Below are 753 nucleotides of genomic sequence, written 5' to 3'. Positions count from 1 at the left end.
CTTGAGCTGCTCGTTCAGGTAATATTCGCGCTGGGTTTTCTCCATCTGCCGCTTCACGCGGTTACGGATGCGCTTTTCGACCTGAAGAACGCCGATTTCGCCTTCCATGAAGCCGTAGATCCGCTCCAACCGCTCGGTGAGCGACGTGAGCTCCAGCAGTTGCTGCTTTTCGGGGATCTTCAGCGCCAGATGCGAGGCGATGGTATCGGCCAGCTTGCTCGGCTCTTCGATCTGATTGACCGATACCAGCACTTCCGGCGGAATTTTTTTGTTGAGCTTCAGATACTGCTCGAACTGCCCGACCACCGCGCGCCCTAGCGCTTCGATTTCCGGGGTTTCGTCTTCGGTCTCGATCACCGGATGGGCGACCGCTTGGAAGAAATCGGCATTCTCGGTAAAGCTGTCGATGCGGGCGCGCGAGACGCCTTCCACCAGCACTTTTACCGTTTTATCCGGCAGTTTAAGCAGTTGCAAAACCGTGGCGACGGTTCCGATTTCATAGAGATCGGCGGCAGTCGGATCATCCTGCGACGCATTTTTTTGCGTCACCAGAAGGATCTGCTTGTCCTCCCGCATCACATCTTCAAGCGCCCGAACGGATTTCTCGCGCCCTACAAAGAGCGGCACGATCATATGCGGAAAAACAACAATATCCCGCAAAGGAAGAACCGGGTATCGGGCCTCATGGGATTGGGTCATTGAACATTCACCCTAAACGGGTCCTGACAAGCCAGGACTTTACCAAGGTTAAGG

General features: G+C 55.1%; 1 protein-coding gene. It reads right to left on the bottom strand.

Features of this window, described 5'->3' with window-relative positions:
* Positions 1-699, bottom strand: a 699-nt coding sequence (locus VZ95_RS19580; RefSeq protein WP_045777359.1) for an LON peptidase substrate-binding domain-containing protein, incomplete at its 3' end; no start/stop codon positions are given.
* Positions 700-753: the final 54 nt, after the last annotated feature.

The organism is Elstera litoralis (genome assembly GCF_000963705.1).
Classification (GTDB): Bacteria; Pseudomonadota; Alphaproteobacteria; order Elsterales; family Elsteraceae; genus Elstera; species Elstera litoralis.
The sequence above is the reverse complement of the archived record's forward strand: the minus strand, read 5'-3'. Positions and strand labels throughout refer to the sequence as shown.